We start from the raw sequence: 19636 nt of genomic DNA on the forward strand, positions 1-19636 counted from the left end.
CCGAGGAAGCCATGGTGAATTTCAAGATGATTGCAGCCGCACCTTTGCTGCTGCTTCTCGCGGCTCAGGCCCTAGCTGCGAGCACACTGGAAACGGCGCGCGTCCAGTCTCAGCCTCTGCCGCGTGAATACAAGCTGGACGGCGTGATCGAGGCAGTGAACCGGACGACCGTCTCTGCACAGACGCAAGGCCAGGTCGAGGCCCTCTTCTACGACGTCGACGACGTCGTCGAGAAAGGAGCGGTGCTCGCGCGTCTCAAGGATACCGAGCACCGTGCCCGCGTCGGCCAGGCCGCGGCCGATCTGAAGTCCGCGGCGGCACGGCTGCAGCAGGCCAAGGACGAATACGAGCGGGTCGCCGGCCTCTATCGCAAGCGGAACGTCTCCGAGTCCGCGATGGACAAGGCAGAGGCCGATCTGGCGAGCGCTCAGGCAGACCTGGATGCCGCAACGGCTCGCTTGGAGCAGGCGCAGGAGCAGCTCGCCTACACCAAGATTCGCGCGCCCTATTCCGGGATCGTGACCCATCGTCATGTCGAGCTCGGCGAGATCGCGAGCCCCGGCTCCCCAGTGATGAGCGGCATCTCGCTCGACGAGCTGCGCGTCATCGTCGACGTCCCGCAGAGCGTCATCCCTTCCGTGCGCACGCCGGAAGATTCGGATGCGCGCGTGCGCGTCTATCTGCCGGACGGGGAGGTCGTCGAGAGCGGGAAGATCACCGTGTTTCCCTTTGCCGATCTTGGCTCCAATACCTTCAAGGTGCGTATCGACCTTCCGCCGACCAACGGCGATCAGCGTCAGGCTCTCTTTCCCGGGATGCTGGTCAAGACGGGCTTCGTGATCGGCGAGAAGTCCGCCCTGACGGTCCCGCGCGAGGCCGTGGTGCATCGCTCCGAGGTGACGGGGGTCTATGTCGTCGGTCCCGACGGCCGCATTGCGTTCCGGCTGGTTCGCCTCGGCAAGCTGCTGCCGGATGCCTACGTCGTCCTCGCCGGGCTGAGTGCGGGCGAGCAGATCGCGCTCGACCCCATCGCCGCGGGCGTCGCGCTCAAGTCGCAGCTCGAGGAGCTGCGTCAGGACAGGGCGGAGCAGACGCATGGCTGAGCGATTGGGCATTTCAGGCCGGATCGCTCAGCGGTTCCAGGCCACTGAGATCACGCCGCTGCTCGCCCTCGTCGGGCTGCTGGCGGGCCTCTTCGCCGTCATGGTGACGCCACGCGAGGAAGAGCCCCAGATCGACGTGACCTTTGCCGATGTCTTCATCCCCTATCCGGGGGCCTCGGCCACCGAGATCGAGCACCTGGTGGCGGGACCGGCCGAGCAGGTGCTCTCGGAGATCAAGGGCATCAAGCACGTCTACTCCGTCTCGCGCCCTGGCATGGCCGTGGTGACGGTCCAATACAAGGTCGGCGAGGACAACACCGACGCCGTCGTTCGCCTCTTCAGCAAGGTGCAGTCGAATCAGGACTGGCTGCCGCCGAATCTCGGCGTGGGCACGCCCATCGTCAAGCCCAAGGGTATCGATGACGTCCCCATTCTCACGGCGACGCTGTGGTCGAGAGATCCCGCGCTCGGAGCCTATGGACTGGGGAAGGTGGCGCACGCCATCGAGCAGGAGCTCAAGCGGGTGCCAGGTACGCGGGACGTCTACACGGTCGGCGTGCCGGATCAGGTTGTGCGCGTGCTCCTGAAGCCCGAGACGCTCGCCGGCTACAACATCGACCTGTCGAATCTCCGCAACGCCCTGCAGGCGGCGAACCTCTCGCGCGACAATCTGCCCGTGACGGCCGACAACGCGGAGATCCTGGTGCAGGCCGGCACCTTCCTCGCCTCCCCCGAGGAGATCGGGGATCTGGTCGTCGGGCTGCATGGCGGCCGGCCGGTCTACCTGCGCGACGTCGCCACCATCGAGCGCGGCCCTCAGCAGCCGGAGACCTATGTGCGCATGGGGGCCGGCGCAGGCGCCGAGCAGGTGGGTGTCGACCTGATCGGCACGACCCCGGCGGTGACCATCGCGGTCGCCAAGCAGGCGGGCGTCAACGCGGTCGAGGTCGCCCAGGATGTCATCGATCGTTTCGATCAGCTCCAGGGCATCTTCATTCCGGAGAACGTCGAGGTCACGGTGACGCGCAACTATGGCGCGACGGCGGACGCCAAGGCCAAGAAGCTGATCAGCAAGCTCGCCTTCGCGACCGCCTCCGTGGTGCTGCTGGTGCTCTTTGCGATCGGCTGGCGCGAGGCCGTGATCGTGGGCGCGGCGGTCATCGTGACCCTGGCCCTGACGCTCTTCGCCTCCTGGGCCTATGGCTTCACACTCAATCGGGTGTCGCTGTTCGCGCTGATATTCTCCATCGGTATCCTGGTGGACGACGCCATCGTGGTCGTCGAGAACATCCACAGGCACATGGCGATGTCACGCGCCAAGGCGGGCCAGAGCCGCGCCGCTTGGCTGCTCGAGCTGATGCCGCGTGCCGTGGACGAGGTTGGCGGACCGACCATCCTCGCGACCTTCACCGTCATCGCGGCCCTGCTGCCGATGGCCTTCGTGAGCGGTCTCATGGGGCCTTACATGAGCCCCATCCCCATCAATGCCTCCATGGGGATGCTGATCTCGCTCATGGTGGCCTTCGTCTTCACACCCTGGATGACGCGCTTCATGCTGGGGGGCGCCAATGCGGCGGGTCATGGTGGGCATGAGCATGCGGACGAGGGGCAGGGGCCTGCGCCCAAGGCCGGTCCGCTCGACGCCCTCTTTCGCCGGCTCATCGGGCCTTTCCTGGCCGGACGCAAGGGCATCCTGAATCGCTGGCTTTTGCTCGCTAGCGTCTTGTTGCTGATCGGCGGCTCCGTCTTCCTGGCGGTCAACCGCACCGTGGTGCTCAAGATGCTGCCGTTCGACAACAAGAGCGAATTCCAGGTCGTCCTGGACATGCCGGAAGGGGCCAGTTTGGAGCAGACGGCGCGCGTCCTCGCCGAGATGGGCGACTACCTCGCGACTGTGCCCGAGGTTACGGATTTTCAGTCCTACGCCGGTGTCGCGGCGCCAATCAATTTCAACGGCCTGGTACGTCAATACTACCTGCGCGAGGGTGCCCACCTCGGCGATCTCCAAGTGAATCTGGTCGACAAGCATCATCGCGACAAGAAGAGCCATCGCATCGCCCTCGACCTGCGCGGGCCCTTGCAGGAGATCGCGCGCGCCCATGACGGCAATGCCAAGATCGTCGAGATCCCGCCCGGTCCGCCGGTGCTGTCGCCCTTGGTGGCCGAGGTCTACGGGCTGGATTACGCCGGGCAGATCCGCATCGCCAAGGCGGTCCGGGAGGTGCTCGAGGGCACGCCGGACATCGTCGACGTCGACGATTCGGTGGAGCACCCGGCCAAGAAGCTGACCCTGTTGGTGGATCGTGCTAAGGCGGCACGTCTGGGTGTGCAGCAGTCGAGTATCGCGACCGCCCTAGCTACTGTGCTGGACGGCGAGGACGTGAGCTTCCTGCACGGCGCCAATGTGAAGTACGCCGTGCCGATCCGGGTCGAGTACAGCGAGGCGGACAAGGCCGACCTTGAGCAGGTGCTCGCGCTGCGGGTGCGATCGGCCTCCGGCGATCTGGTGCCCATCTCGGAAATCGTGCAGGTGGTCGACGGGAGCCGTGAGCACAGCATCTACCACAAAGATTTGCTGCCGGTCGTCTACGTGACTGGGGACATGGCGGGCGACCTGGACAGTCCACTCTACGGCCTCTTCGAGATCGCCGGGACGCTGAGCGACGAAAAGGGATTGGAGCAATGGTATCGGCAGGCGCCGACCAACCCCTACGAGTACAGCCTCAAGTGGGACGGCGAGTGGCAGGTGACCTATGACACCTTCCGTGACATGGGTATCGCCTATGGGGTCGGGCTCGTCCTGATCTACCTGCTGGTGGTCGCACAGTTTCGCAGCTATTTGGTGCCGCTGGTCATCATGGCGCCGATCCCGCTGACGCTCATCGGCATCCTGCCCGGGCACGCCATCCTCGGCGCCCAGTTCACCGCGACCTCGATGATCGGCATGATTGCCCTGGCAGGCATCATCGTCCGCAACTCCATCCTGCTCGTGGACTTCATCAATCAGCAGGTGCGCGAGGGCGCCGAATTCGCGGAGGCCGTCATCCGTTCCGCTATCGTGCGCGCCAAGCCCATTGCCTTGACCGCTGTCGCGGCCATGGCCGGTGCCGTGTTCATCCTCGACGACCCTATATTCTCGGGTCTCGCGGTCTCCCTCCTCTTCGGCCTCTTCGTGTCGACCGTGCTGACACTGGTCGTGATCCCCGTGGTCTACTATGGTGTGATGCGCAAGCGGGTGGAGTGGATTCGGAGCGCAACGGGCTGATGGGCATGGTCGGTCGAGCGGCGCGCGCGGGAGGCGCAATGGACTAGCGGCTCTGCTCGACCGGGTCTCCATGGATGATCGCCAGGACATGGAAGTCCTCTCCCTGGCGCTCGTAGATGAGGTGAAAGGCGCCGGCCGGCTGGGCGAAGATCCGAGTGCCGTCCAGCTCGAGCAGCAGCCTGGCCGTGCTCGGCGTTTGGAGCAGGGCCTCGCCGCTTTCCAGCATGCGCTCGACCAGTGCGCACGCGTGAATGTTGGAATCGCGGGCGATCCAGGCGGCGATCGCCTCGATGTCGTCCAGTGCGGTGCGCGACCAGATCAGCTCTCCAGCCATCGATCCAGCCGCTGCTTGGCTTCGGTATTGAGATAGGCGCGTCCGCGGGCGGTGTCCTCGCGTCCTTTTCGCGTCTTCGAGATCAGATAGATCCGATGCTGAATCTCTTCCAGTGTCGCGTCGTCAGGGAGCTGACGGAGCACTTCCATGACCGCCTGCTTGGCATTCTGCATGAGATTGGAGCCCAGTCGATTGGCCGTGTCGAGAACACTATGCCGGCGGCTGTGCCAGATCAAGCTGGCCTCAACCGCCTGTCACCGGCGGGAAGAAGGCGACCTCGTCGCCATCGCTGAGCGGGGTATCCAGGCGGGCTATCGATTGGTTGACGGCCGCCATCACGGTTGCGGTCTCGTCCAAGGTCGTGGACCAGAGGTCCCCTCTGCACCTCAGCTCTGCGAGCAGGTCTCCGACCGTCTGCATGCCGACTGGGAGGATGAAATCCTCGGCGTCGGTGCCGAGTGCCTCGCGAAGCCTGGCGAAGTAGAGGATTCGGATCATGGTGCCTTCTTGGGTTAGTGGAACAGTTCTGCGAAGGGGATGAAATCGATCGGGTCGCCGCGCGCGATGACCTCGCCGGGATGGAGCTGGGCGAAGCCGTCGGCCCAAGCCACGGATGAGAGCGCGGCGGAGGAGCGGCTCGGGTAGACCGCGACGGCGAGCGTGCCGGCGTCGCCGGGCTCGAGCCGCGCGCGATGAAATTCCATGCGCTTGTCCGGGCGCGGCCAGTCGAAGCCGGCGGGCAGGCGCAGGCTGTGCGGCTCCCGGTCCTGCTCGATGCCTTGCATGCGCCTCACCAAGGGGCGGGCGAAGAGGCAGAGGGTGACGAAGAGAGACACGGGATTGCCCGGACTGCCGAAGAAGGGGGTGCCCTCCACCCAGCCGAAGGCGACGGGCTTGCCTGGTCGAATCGCGACCTGACAGAGATCCAGTGTCCCCAATCGCTCGACCGCCGGCTTGATGTGGTCTTCCTCGCCGACGGAGACCCCGCCGCTCGCGATGATGAGGTCAGCCTGCGCCGCGCCGCGACTCAATGCTTCGACCGTGGCCTCCAGGCTGTCCTCGACGATGCCCAGGTCGATCACTTCGCAGCCCCAGCCCCGGAGCAGGCCCATTAGGCTGAAGCGGTTGGAGTTGTAGATCTGGCCGTCCGCGAGCGGCTGGCCTGGCATCACCAGCTCGTCGCCGCTGGAGAAGATGGCGACCTTCAGGCGTTGGTAGACCCTCAGCGCGTCGACACCGACGGACGCGGCCAGCCCGAGGTGCTGAGGCCTGAGCTTGACGCCCGAGGCGATGACCGTGGCACCGGTCTGGATGTCCTCGCCAGCGCGTCGGATGTTTGCGCCAGGCTTGCAGTCCAAGGGAATGGCAACCTCGCCCGCGCTGGGCTCGCAAATCTCTTGAATGACGACGGTATCGGCGCCTTGCGGAACAGGCGCGCCGGTGAAGATACGCGCGGCGGTTTTCGGCTCGAGTGGTTGGCCCGTCGAGCCGGCCGGGATACGCTGGGCAACCCTTAGTCTCCCCTTGCAGGCAGCCAGATCCGCGTGCCGGACGGCATAACCGTCCATGGCGCTGTTGTCCCAGCCGGGCACCTGGATGCGGCTGGTGACGGGCTCCGCCAGCACGCGCCCCAGGGCCTGCTCGGTCGCCACCTGCTGCGTGTCCCTGAGCGGCTCGACACGCGACCTGAGAAAGGCGATGGCCTCGTCCTTCGAGAAGGATTTGCGATGCTGTGGCGGTGGGGCGCAGTCGTGGGCGTCTTTCATGCGGTCTGGTCTCAGCGCTCGAGCAGGCGCGGGATGAGCTGGGCGAAATTACAGGGTCGGGTGCGACTGTCGAGCTGTGGCAGCAGGATCCGCTCCCAAGCGGTTCGGCACGCGCCGGTCGAGCCGGGCAGGCAGAAGATGAAGGTCCCGTTGGCTAGGCCGGCGAAGGCGCGGGATTGCAGGGTCGAGGCGCCGATCTCATCGAAGGAGACCTGACGAAACAGCTCTCCGAAACCTTCAATCCGCTTGTCCAGCAAGGGGGTCACGGCCTCTGGCGTGCTGTCGCGACCCGTGACGCCGGTTCCCCCCGTGCTCAGGACGACGTTGATGTCAGGGTCCGCGATCCAGCGCGAGAACAGGGCGCGCAGCTGGTAGACATCGTCGCGGACGATCTCCTTCGCCACGACCTGATGTCCGGCTGTTTCCGCGCTCTCCTTCAAATACTTGCCGGAGGTGTCCTGGTCTTCGGTCCGGCTGTCCGAGACGGTCGAGACGGCGATTCGAAGCGGAAGAAAGGCCTGCTTTTTGAAGTGATCGCTCATTGTAAAAACTCTGGCATTGCTCGGAAACCGCGTGGCCTTCGGCGCTGAAGCGCACCGCTCGGCGTGATTGAGCCTTGGGACGCCTCTGAGGCTCAGAAGGCTTTGGGCAGCAATATCAGGGCCCAGATCACCAGACAAAAGACGATGCTGGACAGGACGGCGGCGGAGGCGATGTCCTTCGCCCTGCCCGAAAGCTCGTGCCGCTCGAGGCCGACGCGGTCGACATTGGCCTCGATCGCCGAGTTGAGCAGCTCCACGATCGGCACGATCAGGAGACTGCCAATGAGAATCGCCCGCTCGACCGGTGTCTCACCCAGCCAGAGGGCAAGCGGAATCAAAGGTACCAGCAGGAAGACCTCCTGTCGGAAGGCCTCTTCGAGCTCGAAGCAAGCCTTCAGGCCGCGCATGGAATAACCGAAGGCGTGAACGACGCGGCGCCATCCCTTGACGTTGTGATTAGCCATGCGGACCCTCTTCCGTGCCTGGCCGCCAGGCGAGGTCGAGATGTCGGGCCGCGCGGACGTCGTCGAGCCGTCGCACCGGCATGGTGTGCGGTGCGGACTGGACCTTCTCGGGGTCTTCCTGAGCCTCTCGCCTGATGGCGATCATGGCCTCGACGAAGCCGTCGAGCGCTTCCTTGGTCTCGGACTCGGTGGGCTCGATCAGCAGACACTCGGGGACCAGGAGCGGGAAGTAGGTCGTGGGAGCGTGGTAGCCATAGTCCAGGAGGCGTTTCGCGAAGTCCATGGCGTTGACGCCGAGCTCCTTGGCCTCGCGCTTGAGGGTGATGATGAACTCGTGGCTCGCGCGCCGCTCTGGGTAGGCTGCCTCGAACCCGGCCTCGCGCAGTCTCGTCATCAGGTAGTTGGCGTTGAGGGTGGCGAACTCGGAGACGCGGCCCATGCCCTCGCGCCCGAGCATGCGGGCGTAGACATAGGCGCGCAGCAGGATGCCCATGTTGCCGCCGAAGGCGGTGAGCCGGCCGATGCTCTCCGGGCGCTCCGGCTCCGCTAGCCAGTGGTAGTCCTCGCCATTGCGTGCCACCAAGGGCACGGGCAAATAGGGCTCGAGACGCTTGGACACCCCAACCGGACCCGCGCCAGGACCGCCGCCGCCATGCGGGGTGGAGAAGGTCTTGTGCAGGTTCATGTGGATGACGTCGAAGCCCATGTCGCCAGGGCGCACCTTGCCGAGGATGGCGTTGAGGTTGGCGCCGTCGTAGTAGAGCAGGCCGCCGGCCTGGTGGACGCTGCGCGCGATCGCCTCGATATTGCGGTCGAAGACGCCGACGGTGCTCGGGTTGGTCAGCATGATGCCGGCGGTCTGGGGGCCGACTGCGGCTTGCAGGGCTTGGATGTCGACATCGCCGTCCGGCCCGGTCGGGATCTCGCGCACCTTGAAGCCGCACATCACCGCGGACGCCGGATTGGTGCCGTGAGCCGCGTCGGGCACCAGGATCTCGGTGCGTGCGTCGTCCCCGCGCGCCTGGTGATAGGCACGGATCATGGCCACGCCGGCGAGCTCGCCCTGGGCGCCCGCGGCTGGGGCTAGAGAGACCGCGTGCATGCCTGTGACCTGCTTGAGGATCTCTTGCAGGTCGAAGAGACAGGCCATGAGCCCCTGGCTGTGGGTGTCAGGGGCCATGGGATGGCGTGCCAGGAAGCCGGGCAGCATCGCCAGGCTGTTACAGGCCCTTGGGTTGTACTTCATGGTGCAGGAGCCCAAGGGATAGAAATGGGTGTCGATGGAGAAGTTCTTCTGCGACAGCCGCGTGTAGTGGCGGACCGCCTGCATTTCGGAGACTTCCGGCAGCGCCGGGCGTGTGCGGCGGCGCAGGGCCTCGGGGATGTCGCTCACCTCGGGCTGGCTGAGCGGGGCTTGGGCAGTCGCCCGGCGACCGGTTCGGGATTGATCGTGAATCAGCATGGCGGAGCTACGCGGGGTCGGAATGGGCGGCCCGTCCTGGCAGCGGCCTCGGACGGGCGTGGGCGGTAGGGGCTCAGAGGGCGGCGAGGGCGGCCTCATAGTTGGGCTCTTCGGTGATCTCTGGGACCAGCTGGGTGTAGATCACCTTGTTGTCGGCATCCAGAACGACGACTGCGCGCGCCGTGATGCCGGCGAGCGGGCCGTCCTCGATCAGCACCCCATAGTCTTTGGCGAAGTTGCGCGAGCGCATCATCGACAGACTGACGACATTGTCGATGCCCTCGGCGCCGCAGAAGCGCCCCATGGCGAAGGGGAGGTCGGCCGAAATGACCAGGGCGACCGCGTCGCTCTTGCCGGCCATGGCCTCATTGAACTTCTTGGTGGAGGTCGCGCAGACCGGCGTGTCCAGGCTGGGAACGATGTTGAGCAGCTTCTTCTTGCCGGCGAAATCGGCCAGCGTCTTGTCACCCAGATCCTTGTCGACGAGCTTGAAGTCGGGGGCAGTGCTGCCGACGGCGGGTAGGTCGCCGCTGAGGGCGACGGGATTGCCTTGGAGTGCGGTTGTGGCCATGGGTGGTCTCCGGTCGTTTAGTCAAGGGGACTGCATCTGCCGCGTTCTGCCGCGCGTCCGATAGGCGCCGCCGGCGCGCAGTCGGGCGCGTCCTTCGAGGGCAGAGCGGCTAGATTCTGGCTCGGGTCATGGTGCAGGGCAATCGCCGTCTTCGCGCACCGGCTCCAAGCCTTGGGGAGCTCCGTGCTGGGGGCTCAAGCCTCGCTCCTGACGATGCGGGCGAGCGCATCCCGGTAGCCCCGCATCTCGTCTTCGCAGCGCATTTCCGTCGCGCAGACCAGGATGGCGGATCCGAGCTCGGGATAGTCCGCGGCCAGGTCGAAGCCGCCGAGGATGTCCTGCGTCGCGAGTGCACGCAGCAGCTCGGCCGCTGGCGCTGGCAGTCGCAGGACCTGCTCGTGGAAGATCGGGCTCGAAAAGACCGGCTCGACGCCTGGAATCTCGCACAGCATGTCGCTGAGTGCGCGCGTGTTTGCATGGCAGGCGGCCGCGACGCGCTCCAGTCCCTCCGAGCCCAGCAGCGCCATATGGATGGTGGCGGCGGTCACCAGCAATCCCTGGTTGGTGCAAATGTTGGATGTCGCCTTGCCGCGCCGAATGTGCTGCTCCCGCGCCTGCAGGGTGAGCGTGAGCCCGGGCTTGCCGTCGAGATCCACGGTGCGGCCGGCGATGCGCCCGGGAAGCTGGCGCACGAAGTCCATCTTGCAGCAGAGGAATCCGGCATAGGGCCCGCCCGAGGAGAGGGGCATTCCCAGTGGCTGGGCTTCGCCGCAGGCGATGTCCGCGCCCGCCTTGCCCCAGTCGCCCGGCGGCGATAGGAGCGCGAGCGCGATCGGGTTGACCACGGCCAGGGCGAGCGCCTTGCGCTCATGGGCCCAATCGGTCAGCGCATCGACGTCTTCCAAGACGCCAAAGAAATTCGGCTGGCCGATGACGACCGCGGCGAGCTCCGCGTCGCCCGCTGCGGCCTCGAGCTGCGTGGGCTGGGTCTGTCCGGTCTCGGGATCGAAGGGTACGTCGATCAGCTCGATCCCCTGTGGCTCGACGATGCTCCGGACCGTGCGGCGGTAGGAAGGATGCAAGCTGCGTGGCAGGAGGACCTTGGTCGACTTGGTCTTGCGGTTCGCCCGCACGGCCATGAGGATCGCCTCGGCCAGCCCGGATGCCCCGTCGTAAAGCGAGGCGTTCGAGGCGTCGAGTCCGGTCAGCGCCGTCATCATGGACTGGAACTCGTAGAGCACCTGCAGGGTGCCCTGGCTGGCCTCCGCCTGATAGGGGGTATAGGCGCTGTAGAACTCGCCCCGCGTCGCGATCTGCCAGACGGCGGCGGGGACGTGGTGATCATAGGCGCCGGCGCCGATGAAGCAGGTCGGCTGCCCGTCGGCACGGGCGCGCCCCTGCATCAAGCGGGTGATCTCCATCTCCGACATGCCGGTCGGAATGGCGTCCAGCTCGCCGATGCGCAGCGCCTCGGGGATCTCGTCGAAGAGCGTGTCGATGGATGACGCGCCGATCGCGGCGAGCATCGCGGCGATGTCGTCTTGGGTGTGGGGTACGAAAGGCATAGATCGATATCCAGGGTCCGCGGGGCGCGGACCCTCGCGTTGTGCTCAGACCGGTCTGCGGCGCGAGGTCAGTCTTCCTCGTCCTCGACGGCCTGCTCGTAGGTGGCGGCGTCCAGCAGCGCGCCGAAGGCGGCTGGGTCGGCCGGGGAGATGCGGAAGATCCAGCCGTCCTCGTAGGGGCTGGTGTTGATGGTCTCTGGCGTGTCCGCCAGGACCGCGTTCGCCTCGACGACCTCGCCTGCCAGCGGGGCATAGATGTCCGAGGCCGCCTTGACGGACTCGACAACGGCGCAGGCCTCGTCGGCCTCGAGCGTGCGGCCGGCCTCTGGGGTCTCGACGAAGACGATGTCGCCGAGGGCTTCCTGGGCATGGTCGGTGACGCCGACGGTCAGGGTGCCGTCGCCGTTGTCCTTCACCCACTCGTGCGTTTTGGTGTATCTCAGATCAGCGGGTACTTCGCTCATGATGATTCCTCCATCTCGATCCGCGTGGATCTTTGGCTGTCTTGATACGACTCGGCCGGGCTCAGTCGCACTCGGTCCGCGCCGCTGGGCTCTAAGGGTACCGATCTCCGGGCGGCTTGGCAGCCTGCGCTCAGAGTGCGATACGCGCCTTGCCGTGCCGCACGAAGGGCGGCTGTACGATGCGTGCCGGCACGGCCTTGCCGCGGATCTCCACCTCGCAGTGGTCCGCGATGCCCGCCTGGACGCGCGCCAGGGCGATCGACCGCTCGAGGGTGGGGGAGAACCCGCCGGAGGTGATCTCGCCGGCTGCTTGCCCCTCGAAGAGCACCTTCTGGTGGCTGCGGATGACGCCACGGCCGGTTAGGACCAGGCCGACGAAGCTGCGTAGGGCTCCCGAGTCGCGCAGGCGCCTCAGGGCGTCGCGCCCGATGAAATCGCGATCGGCCGGCTCCCAGGCGACGGTCCAGCCGAGACCGGATTCGAGCGGGCCCGTCTCTTCGTCCATGTCCTGGCCGTAGAGGTTCATGCCGGCCTCGAGGCGCAAGGTGTCGCGCGCGCCAAGGCCGCAGGGCTGCACCCCGGCCTCGTGCAGCGCGCTCCAGACGCCGGGCGCGTCCTCGGCGGGCAGCATGATCTCGAAGCCGTCCTCGCCGGTATAGCCGGTGCGGCCGACAAACCAGGCGGTGCTCTCGGCGGCGAAGAAGGGCTTGAGCTGTCCGGCTTGGTCGTGGATATCGGCGGGCAGGAGGGGCAGGGCCTTGTCACGCGCCTGCGGACCCTGCACGGCGATCATCGCCAGATCCGAGCGGCGGTCGATCTGGACCTCGAAGTCGGCGGCGTGGCGCTGCATCCAGTCGAGGTCCTTGTCCGCGGTCGCGGCATTGACGACGGCGCGATAGCGGCCCGGGGCGCGGGCGTAAACGATGAGGTCGTCCACCACGCCACCGGCCGCGTTGAGCATGCAGGTGTAGAGCGCCTTGCCGGGCGCTTTCAGCTTGGCGACGTCGTTGGCGAGCAGATGACGCAGGTAGGCCTCGGCCCCCGCGCCATGGATGTCGACCGGCTGCATGTGGGAGACGTCGAACATACCGGCCGCGCGCCGAACGGCGTGATGCTCTTCGAGCTGCGAGCCGTAGTGAAGCGGCATGTCCCAGCCGCCGAAGGCGACGATGCGGGCGCCGAGACGCTCGTGCTCAGAAAACAAGGGGGTTCGCAATCCCATCCGACTCTCCGTTGGATCCGGTCTTGGTGGACCTGAGCGAGCTGCACCGGGCGGTTGGCCCAGGCAGCGCGACAACAGCCGAAGCCGATGGCTTCATGCTGTCGCCCCTCTGTCCTAGACCTGAGAGTTTGTAGCGAAGCCGCTTGGCTGGACGCTACTGCCCCGTCGGTGGGTAGCCGCCACGTGGTGCGAGGCCACCGCTCTCCAGAGTCGGTCGATATTCCCACGGTCCGTTTGCCTGAGCGATTCCGGGCGGTGTTGCGCCTTCGGCGCCGGCCGATGGCCGGTCTCTCCCGTGGGACGTGACGCGAATCCTGAACTATAAGGGGCGCGCGGGGCGATTGCCAGCCGGATCTCGCCCCGCGGCGCTCGGGGTCCGCGCCGTTAGCTCGTTTTGGCGTCCTCGTCGCGGCGGCGTCGGAAGCTGGTCCCTCCGCAATCCGCGCAAGGCGGGATGCGGCCGGCCTTGACGAAGTGCGTCTCGGCGCCGCAGCGGTCGCAGACGAGGCTTCCGGGGCCCGTCACCTCACCGGCCTGATAGAGGCTCATCTGGCGGGCCGTCTCGGCCCACTGGGCCAGTTGAAGGCTGGTCTGGTCGGCGACGCGGGTGAAGGCGTCCATCATGCGCTGCTCGACCAGCTGAAGGTCGAACCGCCACCAGTCGCGCAGCTCCTGGCCGGTCTCGGCGATGTAGCTGGCGGCGTCCTCGATGTCGCGCTTGATGAAATCCGAGACCTTGTCGGCCTCCTCGCGCGACAGCTCGCCCAGCTCCACCATGTTGTCCCGGGCCTTCTCCAGCATCTCGCGGAACTTGGGCACGGATTCCTTTTGTGCCGTCTCGATGGTCTCATGCGTCTGCTTGAGCATCTGCTCGTAGGCGTGCACGAGCTTGTCGGTCGTGTCTTTTTTGCTCTCATCGCTCATTTGTCACCTCGGGACCCATCCCTTCAACTGATTGAGCCAGGCTGCAGCAGCGCGGATTAGGCCTAGCTGACGCGTTGGCCGGCGCCTCGCCGGATAGTGCCACCACCCCGGGAGCTCTGGCTAGCAGTCGCGGACGCTCGGCGCTCTGCGCTATTCTAGAAAGGATAGCTTTCAACCCCTTTCGAGCACACACGTATCTCCATGCAGACCGACTACGACCCGCGCGCCGTCGAGGCGGCGGCCCAGCGCTATTGGGAAGACAACCAATCCTTCAAGGCCGTCGAGGATCCCTCGCGAGAGAAGTTCTACTGCCTGTCCATGTTCCCCTACCCATCCGGGCGGCTGCACATGGGGCATGTGCGCAATTACACCATCGGGGACGTGATCGCGCGCTATCAGCGGATGCTCGGCAAGAATGTCCTGCAGCCCATGGGCTGGGACGCCTTCGGCCTACCGGCGGAGAACGCGGCCATCCAGCACGGCATTCCGCCGTCGCAATGGACCACGTCCAACATCCAGTACATGAAGGGTCAGCTCAAGCACTTGGGCTTCGGCTACGACTGGGACCGCGAGCTGGCGACCTGCGATCCGGACTACTACCGCTGGGAGCAGTGGCTCTTCACGCGCCTGATCGAGAAGGGCCTGGCCTACCGCTCGCGCGCCACGGTCAACTGGGATCCCGTCGACCAGACGGTGCTCGCCAACGAGCAGGTCATCGACGGACGCGGCTGGCGCTCGGGCGCGCCGGTCGAGAAGCGCGAGATCGAGCAGTGGTTCGTGCGCATCACCGACTATGCCCAAGAGCTGCTGGACGCGCTCGACGGACTGGAAGGCTGGCCGGAGCGCGTGCGCACCATGCAGCGCAACTGGATCGGGCGCTCCGAGGGTGTCCACATGGACTTCGGCATCGAGGGCTCGGACGAGGTCCTGGGGATCTACACCACCCGCCCCGACACCGTCATGGGCGTGACCTATGTCGCCGTCGCCGCCGAGCACCCGCTCGCCCATGGTGCCGCGAAGGACGATCCCGAGCTGGCGGCCTTCATCGAGGAGTGCCGCCAGGGCGGGACCTCGGAGGCCGAGATCGAGACCATGGAGAAGAAGGGGCATCGGCTCGGCATCAACGCCATCCACCCCATCACGGGCGAGCCCGTGCCCATCTTCGCCGCCAATTTCGTGCTCATGGGCTATGGCACCGGGGCGGTCATGGCGGTGCCGGCCCACGATCAGCGCGACTGGGAGTTCGCCGAGCGCTACGGTATCCCCAAGAAGGCGGTGGTCCGCTCGGCCGATGGCAGCCCATGCGGGATCGAGGAGGGTGCCTACACGGAAAAGGGCATCTGCTTCGACTCGGGTCCTTTCGACGGCATGGACTTCGACCAGGCGCTCGACGCCATCGCCAACTGGCTGTCTGAGCGCGGCAAGGGCTCTAGGACCGTCAACTTCCGGCTGCGCGACTGGGGTGTCTCCCGTCAACGCTACTGGGGCTGTCCGCTGCCCGTGGTGCAGACCGCAGACGGCGGCGTCCGCGCCGAGACCGATCTGCCGGTGCGCCTGCCGGACGACGTCGTCGTGGACGGCTCGGGCTCGCCGCTGAAACGCATGCCCGAGTTCTCCAAGCTGCCGAGTGGCGAGACGCGCGAGACCGACACCTTCGACACCTTTTTCGAGTCGAGCTGGTACTACGCCCGCTACTGCTCGGCCGACTGCGACACGGCCATGCTCGACGAGCGGGCCAAGTATTGGCTGCCGGTCGATCAGTATGTCGGCGGCATCGAGCACGCCGTGCTGCACCTGCTTTACGCGCGCTTCTTCCACAAGCTGATGCGCGACGAGGGGCTGGTCGACTGCGACGAGCCCTTCGCCAGGCTGCTGACACAGGGCATGGTGGTTGCCGAGACCTGGTATCGCGAGGGCGCGGATGGCCGCAAGCAGTGGTTCAACCCGGCGGATGTCGAGGTCGAGCGCGACGACAAAGGTAAGGTCGTCGGCGCCAAGCTCGCGAGCGACGGCCAGCCGGTGCACTTCGGCGGCATCGAGAAAATGTCCAAGTCGAAGAACAATGGTGTGGATCCCCAGGCGCTGACCGAGCGCTATGGCGCCGATACGGTGCGCCTCTACACCATGTTTACCTCGCCGCCGGATCAGTCGCTGGAATGGAACGACGAGGGCGTCGAGGGCGCCTTCCGCTTCATCAAGCGGCTCTGGGCGCTGGCCGTTGGCGAGGCCGAGCTGATTCGGTCCGCAGGCGCGCCAGCAGATCTCGACGATTCCGCTCAAGAGGCCCGCCGCGAGATCCATGGCGCGCTCAAGAAGGCGTTGTTCGACTATGAGCGTCAGCAGTTCAATACCGTGGTGTCCGCCTGCATGAGCATGGTGAACGTGCTCTACAAGCTCGACGACACCCCCGCGCGCGCGCAACTGCTGCGCGAGGGCGTCAGCATCGTGCTGCGCCTGCTCGCGCCCATCGCGCCGCACGTGACGCACCATCTGTGGGTCGAGCTGGGGCTGGGCGAAGACATCCTGAGGTCCGCCTGGCCGCAGGTCGACGCCTCCGCGCTCCAGCAGGACAGCATCGAGTACGTGGTGCAGGTCAACGGCAAGGTGCGTGGCAGCGTCAAGGTGGCGGTCGATGCCGATAAGGACGCCGTGCAGGCTGCGGCGCTCGCCAATGATCAGATCCGCAAATTCGTCGGCGACGGCACCATCCGGAAGGTGATCCTGGTGCCGAAGAAGCTGCTGAACATCGTGGTTTCGCCGGCTTGAGCGAAACGAGGCAATCGCCAGGGGGATGCGGGTGAGCTGCGATCTGTCCAAGGCCGCGCAACTGGGATCGAGCTGTCCCCGCCATGCCGCCCGCCGCAGGGCTTGGCCGATGGGCTTTGTCGTCGCTGCGATCCTATTCGCGGCCGGCTGCGGTTTTCAGCTGCGCGGAAGCGTGGAGGTCCCGCCCGAGTACAATCCGATCTTCGTGCAGAGTGTCGGTGGCTCGACCGTGCGCTCGGCGATCGAGGATCTGCTCGTCGGCAGCAAGGTGCGGCTGACCGAGGATCGCGGCGAGGCCAAGCTGGTCTTGCGCATCCTCTCCGAGCAGCGCTCCTCGCGCGTCGCGGCGGTGGATGCCAACGGCAAGACCCTTGCCTACGAGCTGCACTATGTCGTTCGCTTCGATGCCCTGGATGCGAGCGGGCAGCAGCGCGTGCCGCCCCAGACGCTCGATCTCCAGCGCAATTTCGACAATCCGGACGTCGAGGTTCTGGGTAAGCAGCTCGAGGAGGAGCTGATCTACGAGGACTTCGCCACGGATGCCGCAGACCGCATTCTCATGCGCCTGCGGGCGGTCTTGGTCTAGCCTGGTGCGCGTGATGTCGGGCGAGACGAGGTCCTCTTCGATGACAGGGGCTGGCTGAGGCTGCCTCAGATGCAAGTGCGTTTCAATCGGCTGGCAGGCCACCTCAAGTCCGGGCTTGCGCCGCTCTATCTGGTCTGCGGAGACGAGCCTTATCAGCTCGGCGAGGCCGCTCGTCTGGTTCGGGAGAAGGCCAAGCGCGAGGGCTTCGACGAGCGCGAGCTCCTCGACGCCGAGGCGGGCTTCGATTGGGGGCAGCTGACGGCGGCGGCCGAGTCGATGTCGCTGTTCTCCGAGCGCAAGCTGATCGAGCTGCGCATCGGCAATGGCAAGATCGGCAAGGAGGGCAGCGAGGCCATCTGCGAGTATTGCGAGCGTCCCTGCCCGGACAATCTGCTGCTGATCCTCGCGCCAGGGCTCGATCGCAAGGATCTCAAGACCAAGTGGTCCAAGCGGGTCGAGGAGGTCGGGGCGCTCATCCAGGTCTGGCCGCTCAAGGTGCAGGAGCTGGAGGACTGGCTGGAGCAGCGGCTGAAGGCGGCCGGTTTTACCCCCGCGCAGGGTGTCGCGGCCATGCTCGCCGAGCGCGCGGAGGGCAATCTGCTGGCCGGCGTGCAGGAGGTCGAGAAGCTTCGGCTGCTGCATGAGCCCGGCGCGCTGCGGCTCGACGATCTTCTGGGCAATCTTGCCGACAGCGCGCGTTTCGATCTCTTCGCCCTGACCGACGCGGCCGTCTCCGGCGACCGCATCCGCGCTCAGCGCGTTCTGACCGTGCTGCGGGCCGAAGGCACGGCAGATGCCTTGGTGCTTTGGGTGCTCGCCCGCGAGATTCGCATGCTTGCCGACGCCGCAGGCACCATGGCGCGCAGGGGCTCTTTGAGCCAGGTCTTCGCCACGCATCGGGTGCCCAAAATGCGCCAGCCAGGCATCGAAAAGGCATTGCGCCGGCTGCCATCGAGCGTCCTGAGCACTCTGCTTCAGCAGTGCGCGGCGGTCGACCTCATGATCAAGGGGCTGTCGGGCGAAGACCAATGGCACCGGCTGGCCGTGATCGCCGATTGCCTCTGCACGGGCGTGGGACCGCCGGATGCCGTCGCCGGCTGAGGGCCGCGCGGGCCCTGGTCAGTCCGGTGCCGTGCTCGGTTGAGCGGCCGCTTCGGCTGGGATCTTCATCCATCGGCTTGTGCCGGAGAGATACCCTCGACTGCGTTCTCCGGGGCGGGTCTCCATCGCGTGGGCCTTGTCTCCGGGGCTTGAGCACTTTTCCAAACGGATAGGTTATTCAGATGCGTGACGACGAGATCACTGATGTCGCCGCCTATATGGCGGACCTTGGGCGCCAGGCCCGTGCTGCCTCGCGTCAGCTAACGCGCGCAAGCACGGCGGAGAAGAATGCCGCCCTGCTGAAGATCGCCGAGCTCTTGGACGCCGGGCGGTCGCAGCTCGCCGAGGCCAACGCCCGAGACCTGCAGGCGGGCGCGGCCAAGGGGCTGGACGCGGCGCTCCTCGATCGGCTGGAGCTGACGCCTGGGCGTATCGACGCCATGATCGAAGGGGTGCTTCAGATTGCCGCGCTGCCCGATCCAGTGGGCGCCATCTTCGACCTCAATGCCCGACCATCGGGGATCCAGGTCGGCCGCATGCGCGTGCCCTTGGGCGTGGTCGGCATCATCTACGAGTCGCGTCCCAACGTGACGGCCGACGCCGCCGCGCTCTGCCTGAAATCGGGCAATGCGACCATGCTCCGCGGAGGCTCTGAGGCCTACGCCTCGAACCAGGCGATCGCCTCCTGCATCCAGCGCGGACTGGTCGAGGCGGGGCTGCCGGCCGAGGCCGTTCAGGTGGTTGCGACCACGGACCGGGCCGCGGTCGGCGCCATGATCGCCATGCCGGAATCGATCGACGTCATCATCCCGCGCGGCGGCAAGGGGCTGATCGAGCGGATCAGCCGCGATGCGCGCGTGCCGGTGATCAAGCACCTGGATGGGATCTGTCATGTCTACATCGATGCCGACGCGGACCCAGAAAAGGCCTTTCAGGTGGCGCTCAATGCCAAGACGCAGCGCTATGGGACTTGCAATACCATGGAAACGCTGCTGGTCGACGCAGCGGTCGCCGAGACGATCTTGCCCAAGCTCGGGGCGGCCTATTCGGAGATGGGCGTCGAGCTGCGCGGCTGCCCGCGTACCTGCGACATCCTAGCCGCGGCTCTGCCGGCGACCGAGGAGGACTGGGATACCGAGTATCTGGCGCCGATTCTCTCGATTCGTGTCGTCGCGGGGCTGGACGAGGCCATGGATCACATCGCCGCTCACAGCTCGGGCCACACCGAGTCCATCGTGACCGAGAGCTACACCCGTGCCCGGCGTTTTCTGCGAGAGGTGGATTCCAGCTCGGTCATGGTCAACGCCTCCACACGTTTCGCCGACGGATTCGAGTATGGGCTGGGCGCGGAGATCGGCATCAGCACCGATAAATTCCATGCGCGCGGACCGGTTGGGCTGGAGGGCTTGACCTCTGTCAAGTTCATCGTGCTGGGGGATGGCGAGATTCGAACCTGAGCTGGCGCGCCGGCTCTAATTGCCTTGCACACTCACCGGGATCT

18 protein-coding genes and 1 riboswitch are annotated in these 19636 nt (G+C 66.2%); of the genes, 6 read left to right on the forward strand and 12 right to left on the reverse strand.

The genetic code is table 11. The features are described 5' to 3' along the window. Positions 1-11: 11 nt before the first annotated feature. Positions 12-1103, forward strand: a complete 1092-nt coding sequence (locus tag G3446_RS09030) for an efflux RND transporter periplasmic adaptor subunit (protein ID WP_164452503.1) — start codon at positions 12-14, stop codon at positions 1101-1103. Next, entirely contained in the window at positions 1096-4368 is a 3273-nt protein-coding gene (locus tag G3446_RS09035) for an efflux RND transporter permease subunit (protein WP_164452504.1), read from the forward strand. Before G3446_RS09030 ends, G3446_RS09035 begins: the two co-directional genes overlap by 8 nt. A gap of 43 nt (positions 4369-4411) precedes the next feature. Here the strand turns inward: G3446_RS09035 and G3446_RS09040 are convergent, their stop codons facing one another. The 12 genes from G3446_RS09040 to G3446_RS09095 form a co-directional block, all read right to left on the reverse strand. After that, positions 4412-4702, reverse strand: coding sequence for a type II toxin-antitoxin system RelE/ParE family toxin (locus G3446_RS09040; protein ID WP_164452505.1), 291 nt, complete (start codon positions 4700-4702; stop codon positions 4412-4414). Further along, positions 4687-4938: a hypothetical protein gene (locus G3446_RS09045; RefSeq protein WP_245232393.1), complete on the reverse strand. Its 252-nt coding sequence runs from the start codon at positions 4936-4938 to the stop codon at positions 4687-4689. The genes G3446_RS09040 and G3446_RS09045 overlap by 16 nt, the downstream gene beginning before the upstream one ends. Positions 4939-4945: 7 nt before the next feature. Further along, on the reverse strand, positions 4946-5200 hold the full coding sequence (gene moaD, locus G3446_RS09050; protein ID WP_164452506.1) for a molybdopterin converting factor subunit 1: 255 nt from the start codon (positions 5198-5200) through the stop codon (positions 4946-4948). A gap of 14 nt (positions 5201-5214) precedes the next feature. Then, positions 5215-6468, reverse strand: a complete 1254-nt coding sequence (locus G3446_RS09055; protein ID WP_164452507.1) for a molybdopterin molybdotransferase MoeA — start codon at positions 6466-6468, stop codon at positions 5215-5217. 11 nt (positions 6469-6479) lie between these two features. After that, positions 6480-7010, reverse strand: coding sequence for a molybdenum cofactor biosynthesis protein B (moaB, locus tag G3446_RS09060; RefSeq protein ID WP_164452508.1), 531 nt, complete (start codon positions 7008-7010; stop codon positions 6480-6482). Between the two features lie 92 nt (positions 7011-7102). Then, positions 7103-7474, reverse strand: a complete 372-nt coding sequence (locus G3446_RS09065; protein WP_164452509.1) for a diacylglycerol kinase — start codon at positions 7472-7474, stop codon at positions 7103-7105. After that, entirely contained in the window at positions 7467-8936 is a 1470-nt protein-coding gene (gene gcvPB, locus G3446_RS09070; protein ID WP_164452510.1) for an aminomethyl-transferring glycine dehydrogenase subunit GcvPB, read from the reverse strand. The genes G3446_RS09065 and gcvPB overlap by 8 nt, the downstream gene beginning before the upstream one ends. A 73-nt stretch (positions 8937-9009) precedes the next feature. Continuing rightward, complete coding sequence (tpx, locus tag G3446_RS09075) at positions 9010-9507, reverse strand: thiol peroxidase (RefSeq protein ID WP_164452511.1); 498 nt, start codon at positions 9505-9507, stop codon at positions 9010-9012. A 194-nt stretch (positions 9508-9701) separates the two neighbouring features. Next, a complete protein-coding gene (gene gcvPA, locus G3446_RS09080; protein WP_164452512.1) occupies positions 9702-11072 on the reverse strand; it encodes an aminomethyl-transferring glycine dehydrogenase subunit GcvPA in 1371 nt (456 codons plus the stop codon). Positions 11073-11140: 68 nt separating this feature from the next. Further along, positions 11141-11536 carry a glycine cleavage system protein GcvH gene (gene gcvH / locus G3446_RS09085; protein ID WP_164452513.1) on the reverse strand — a complete coding sequence of 132 codons (396 nt, stop codon included), beginning with the start codon at positions 11534-11536 and terminating at the stop codon, positions 11141-11143. A gap of 130 nt (positions 11537-11666) precedes the next feature. Beyond that, positions 11667-12758, reverse strand: coding sequence for a glycine cleavage system aminomethyltransferase GcvT (gcvT, locus tag G3446_RS09090; RefSeq protein ID WP_164452514.1), 1092 nt, complete (start codon positions 12756-12758; stop codon positions 11667-11669). Between the two features lie 216 nt (positions 12759-12974). Next, positions 12975-13064, reverse strand: a riboswitch (glycine riboswitch). 78 nt (positions 13065-13142) lie between these two features. Beyond that, the gene (locus G3446_RS09095; RefSeq protein ID WP_164452515.1) at positions 13143-13682 is read right to left on the reverse strand and encodes a zinc ribbon-containing protein; all 540 of its coding nucleotides are present in this window, start codon (positions 13680-13682) and stop codon (positions 13143-13145) included. Between the two features lie 201 nt (positions 13683-13883). On the opposite strand from G3446_RS09095, the gene leuS reads away from it, so the two are divergent. From leuS to G3446_RS09115, 4 genes are all read left to right on the forward strand, one after another. Further along, a complete protein-coding gene (leuS, locus tag G3446_RS09100) occupies positions 13884-16448 on the forward strand; it encodes a leucine--tRNA ligase (protein WP_164452516.1) in 2565 nt (854 codons plus the stop codon). Positions 16449-16557: 109 nt separating this feature from the next. Next, positions 16558-17034: an LPS-assembly lipoprotein LptE gene (locus G3446_RS09105; RefSeq protein WP_164452517.1), complete on the forward strand. Its 477-nt coding sequence runs from the start codon at positions 16558-16560 to the stop codon at positions 17032-17034. Positions 17035-17103: 69 nt separating this feature from the next. Beyond that, entirely contained in the window at positions 17104-18135 is a 1032-nt protein-coding gene (gene holA / locus G3446_RS09110; RefSeq protein WP_164452518.1) for a DNA polymerase III subunit delta, read from the forward strand. Between the two features lie 182 nt (positions 18136-18317). After that, positions 18318-19592 carry a glutamate-5-semialdehyde dehydrogenase gene (locus G3446_RS09115; RefSeq protein WP_164452519.1) on the forward strand — a complete coding sequence of 425 codons (1275 nt, stop codon included), beginning with the start codon at positions 18318-18320 and terminating at the stop codon, positions 19590-19592. The last annotated feature ends 44 nt before the right edge of the window (positions 19593-19636 follow it).

It is taken from the genome of Thiorhodococcus minor, from assembly GCF_010820565.1.
Classification (GTDB): domain Bacteria; phylum Pseudomonadota; class Gammaproteobacteria; order Chromatiales; family Chromatiaceae; genus Thiorhodococcus; species Thiorhodococcus minor.

Coding starts and splice junctions, on each gene's coding strand:
- G3446_RS09030 (WP_164452503.1), top strand. CDS start 12: ATGGTGAATTTCAAGATGATTGCAGCCGCACCTTTGCTGCTGCTTCTC.
- G3446_RS09035 (WP_164452504.1), top strand. CDS start 1,096: ATGGCTGAGCGATTGGGCATTTCAGGCCGGATCGCTCAGCGGTTCCAG.
- G3446_RS09040 (WP_164452505.1), bottom strand. CDS start 4,702: ATGGCTGGAGAGCTGATCTGGTCGCGCACCGCACTGGACGACATCGAG.
- moaD (WP_164452506.1), bottom strand. CDS start 5,200: ATGATCCGAATCCTCTACTTCGCCAGGCTTCGCGAGGCACTCGGCACC.
- G3446_RS09055 (WP_164452507.1), bottom strand. CDS start 6,468: ATGAAAGACGCCCACGACTGCGCCCCACCGCCACAGCATCGCAAATCC.
- moaB (WP_164452508.1), bottom strand. CDS start 7,010: ATGAGCGATCACTTCAAAAAGCAGGCCTTTCTTCCGCTTCGAATCGCC.
- G3446_RS09065 (WP_164452509.1), bottom strand. CDS start 7,474: ATGGCTAATCACAACGTCAAGGGATGGCGCCGCGTCGTTCACGCCTTC.
- gcvPB (WP_164452510.1), bottom strand. CDS start 8,936: ATGCTGATTCACGATCAATCCCGAACCGGTCGCCGGGCGACTGCCCAA.
- tpx (WP_164452511.1), bottom strand. CDS start 9,507: ATGGCCACAACCGCACTCCAAGGCAATCCCGTCGCCCTCAGCGGCGAC.
- gcvPA (WP_164452512.1), bottom strand. CDS start 11,072: ATGCCTTTCGTACCCCACACCCAAGACGACATCGCCGCGATGCTCGCC.
- gcvH (WP_164452513.1), bottom strand. CDS start 11,536: ATGAGCGAAGTACCCGCTGATCTGAGATACACCAAAACGCACGAGTGG.
- gcvT (WP_164452514.1), bottom strand. CDS start 12,758: ATGGGATTGCGAACCCCCTTGTTTTCTGAGCACGAGCGTCTCGGCGCC.
- G3446_RS09095 (WP_164452515.1), bottom strand. CDS start 13,682: ATGAGCGATGAGAGCAAAAAAGACACGACCGACAAGCTCGTGCACGCC.
- leuS (WP_164452516.1), top strand. CDS start 13,884: ATGCAGACCGACTACGACCCGCGCGCCGTCGAGGCGGCGGCCCAGCGC.
- G3446_RS09105 (WP_164452517.1), top strand. CDS start 16,558: ATGGGCTTTGTCGTCGCTGCGATCCTATTCGCGGCCGGCTGCGGTTTT.
- holA (WP_164452518.1), top strand. CDS start 17,104: ATGCAAGTGCGTTTCAATCGGCTGGCAGGCCACCTCAAGTCCGGGCTT.
- G3446_RS09115 (WP_164452519.1), top strand. CDS start 18,318: ATGCGTGACGACGAGATCACTGATGTCGCCGCCTATATGGCGGACCTT.